Genomic DNA, 2,217 nt, shown 5'->3' with positions numbered 1-2,217 from the left:
GCTATAGCGATTCTGGCTTGTATACTTCCTCGTCTGAATGGAGTCATTGGCGCTTTGCTTAACAACCTTCTTAGCTTTCTTACTATCATTCTTTGGCAAAAGAACATCGAAGGCGACGAGGGGGGCGAGGCGCTTGCCGGTGTCGGTGCGAACCTCAATGGCAGCAAGCCGTTGCAGGAGCTGTTCGACTGATAATTTTTCAAGGGCGCGCGGTTTCTGATTAGGCAAGCCAGACATTTTAATTGCCAGCGGATCTTTGGCACAGGCAACCAGGTAACGATCGTAGTTGTCAGCGCGCTTACTAAGTGCATTTCCGGCCGCAACTTCCGCCTCGTTCCCTCGACCCATCATGAGCCCAAGCTTAGCAGTCAGCAAATCCTTGTGGACCTCGCCATCGTTCGGCATTCTGGCTGCACCGTCAATGTGTTCGACGCCGCGGGTACCGCCTTCAGCACGCATAAAATTGCTCGTGAAATGAAAGCCGATTTTGTCGGCGATCTGCGCGGGATCTATTAGCTGGCTGATATAGTACATGAATTCGTCAGACGCCCGGAACTTCGCATAAGCAAGGGCCATCGTCTCTTTCCGGGCGGTGATTTTGTGGCGCTTGACGATCTCGGCAAGACTTCCATTTTCTTGAATAAGCATTTCTTCGGCGTACGCTGTACTCAAGCCCCGCTGTTTCAACGAGTTCACTCTGGCTTCATGGATAGTCGCAGCTGACCTGAACCAATTCAGCACCCGGGGAATAAAGGTCCAAGTTTTCAATGCGTTGGCATCGAGCTTTTCGAGGGCGATATAATCTTCGAAACTGCATTCGTTCTCGAGGCCTGGCTTAGTCATCGCCCCCTGCACCTGCGCCACCCCGGTCTCGTCCATGAATTTCGCAAATGCCTTCACCTGCTTGGCATCACCCTTCATATCATCCGGGATAAAATTCACGACCTTTTTATTCTTGCCCCCCGCTGGAGAGCTAATGGTGATTTGACCCTTATTATTCAAGATAATCGAGATAATCGAGTTTTCCCCGACTGTATGGCTTTGGAAATATTCCAGCGGAACCAGCGGCTGCGTTTCCGCTTTATGGTCTGGTGAGGCATGCTTGGTGTTCATACCGCTTGCGGCGAGGACTTCAATGGCGATATTATTTGTGACAAAATGTGCGATCCAGCGAACGGGGTTCCAAGAATTGCGCAAGCCAAGGGGGGCGGCAGCACACTTTACGCTGTACCATTGCCGCAACGAAAATTGCGATTCAATGGTCGGCCCAGATTTCAATGTCTTGGGATCGTGGGTGGTAGTGTCTTGGGTTGGCGAGTCTTGCACCTGCGCGGCATCATCGGCGCTGACCGTTTTGTAGTCCTGGGCGAGTTTCTCCTTAAGCTGGGCCCACCCTTTCGCCTTGGCCGCCTCTACGACTTTTGCAGACGGTCGGCTGCAAATTTCCGCAAAATAGACTGGGTCGATTTTAGCGCTAGCCAGCAAATCCAATTTGCGGTCATTCTCAGATTTCCGCGACTTCGTGAGATAGTTGTACCAAGTCGTTCGGTACTCTTGCGGGTTGAGGAAGTGGAGATTGTTTAGTCCATGTAAATCTCCACCCGGCCCAAGTTTGGGAGAGACAGTTTTTTGGTAGAACGTGTGATAGTTTGTTTTTGCGAAGGTGCCAGAGGGAGCCAAAAGACCAGGACTAACCCGAGGTAGTACCGCAGGTGACCCATTTCCGCTGCCTTGTTGAGGCAGCCCGATAGAGTGAGATTGCGATTTGTTAGAGATTCCGCTGGCCGTCATACTAAATACCTTCTGTCCTTGGGTTTCACGCACATGGACACAATTTGCGCGCCGAGATTGAATGCCGTAGTCTGCCGAAGATGGCAGGCCCATAGCTAGCTTGCATGTTGCAGGGAAGCGTTCCGCCGTCCATTGCCGAGAGCGCACATCACTTGTCGCTTTGTGCATTATCGCGCCAGCGGCGGCAGAATCGCCGGCGATTTTACCGGCACCGGTCAATTCTGGCCAAGGCAGCTGCGGATGGAACTACGCCGCCAATGCATGTCGCCCGAAAATGTGCCGCGGTTTCGGGACAACGGCATGCATAAAAACAAAGGGCTTTAGCCTTGGAACGCGCTCGTCGGCCAACCGTGGAAAATCATGTCCATCGGGCATCAATTGTGGGCGCATCGGTAGTGATCAGCGCGCGTTGGTTGAGACGTCGGG

At 52.6% G+C, this 2,217-nt stretch carries 1 protein-coding gene; it reads right to left on the bottom strand.

The features are described from left to right. Nucleotides 1–2,010, bottom strand: a 2,010-nt coding sequence (locus PDO_RS13640; RefSeq protein WP_141649906.1) for a hypothetical protein, incomplete at its 3' end; no start/stop codon positions are given. Nucleotides 2,011–2,217: the final 207 nt, after the last annotated feature.

Source organism: Rhizobium sp. PDO1-076, assembly GCF_000247475.1.
In the GTDB taxonomy this organism is placed as follows: domain Bacteria; phylum Pseudomonadota; class Alphaproteobacteria; order Rhizobiales; family Rhizobiaceae; genus Allorhizobium.
The sequence above is the reverse complement of the archived record's forward strand: the minus strand, read 5'-3'. Positions and strand labels throughout refer to the sequence as shown.